The 1,175-nt window shown below is 68.5% G+C and carries 2 pseudogenes; both read right to left on the reverse strand.

What is annotated here, in order from left to right:
* Window positions 1-828 (reverse strand): annotated as a pseudogene (locus tag D7Y21_RS41200) (hypothetical protein); the annotation flags it as partial.
* Window positions 829-851: 23 nt separating this feature from the next.
* Window positions 852-1,175: pseudogene (locus D7Y21_RS41205) on the reverse strand (hypothetical protein); the annotation flags it as partial.

Genomic DNA, 1,175 nt, shown 5'->3' on the forward strand with positions numbered 1-1,175 from the left:
TGTCGCGACCCGCGTCGCCAGCGTCTGCGCCGTGCTTCCCAGCGCCGCCATCGCCAGCATCACGAAGGCCCTTGCCGCCTGCTTCCCCATCACCTCGCCGTACTTCTCCCCCGCGTCCCGGATGCCGTCGAACGTCTCTGCCTCCTTCACCTCCGCCGCCAGCGCCCTCCAGCCCTGGATGAGACTCCACACCGTGTCCCAGCCCAGGTACGCAATCAGTGCCACCGTCAGCGTCGCCGCCACTCCCTTCGTCAGCAGCGGCTCCGGTACCAGCCACAGGCTGAAGTACACCGCTCCCGTCATCACCAGCAGGGACACCGTCGCCTCGGGGTCCACCATCCCCTCCAGCGCTTCGGCTGTCTCCTCCCACACCGAGTCCAACGCGATTCGGAAGGCCAGTGTCCGCTTGCCCTCCTCGTCCAGCGTCAGCCCTCTGTCCAACAGGTGCAGGCAATCTCCGGACAGCCGCTTGCGCACGCACCAGCGCCCGTAGGCGGCCTCCAGCTCCGTGCTCCCTTGAGCCACTCGGACGCGGCCCTGCCTCGGGTCATCCACGGACACGACGCCCAGTGAGGCCCGCGGACGCGCCGCTGCGGGATTCAACAGCCGGAGTGCTTCCCTCCTCGGATGCACCGACACTGGCGCTCCTCGCGCCAGCGTCCGCACCGCCTTCTCGAAGGTGTCTCCCTCCAGCGCCACGGGCCGCGTGTCCGTGCGCGGCGAGTACTCACGCGCTCGGCCTTCTCCCGTGTCCAACCGCCATGTCCGTGACGTCGCGCAGCCCGTCACCAGCAGCATCCACATCACGCACAGCCAGCGCAGCGACATGGACTGCCTCCAGGTCTGGACTGCTACACCACGGGCTGGCGCCAGGCCTTGGACAGGTGGCCGGGGTGGGACTGGTTGAAGCGGTGGAGCAGCTCCTCCCGGCCGTGCTCCAGCAGGTACGTCAGCTCCCGGGGCATCAGCGTCTTCACGGTGACCAGCCGGACCTCTCCGTCCGGCATCGTGAAGTGGGTGGGGAGCGTGGGCGTGTCCATGCCCAGGAGCACGGCCACTCGGCCGTCTTTGGACAGGAGCGGTTCGGGCATGAGCTCTCCGTCCACTTCCATGGAGAGGATGCCGGTCCTCGCCGGTTCGCGCAGGTGTTCGTGGCCTACGAGCTCGTTGGCGAT

Origin of the sequence: Corallococcus sp. AB045 (assembly GCF_003668895.1) — a bacterium.
GTDB lineage: Bacteria > Myxococcota > Myxococcia > Myxococcales > Myxococcaceae > Corallococcus > Corallococcus coralloides.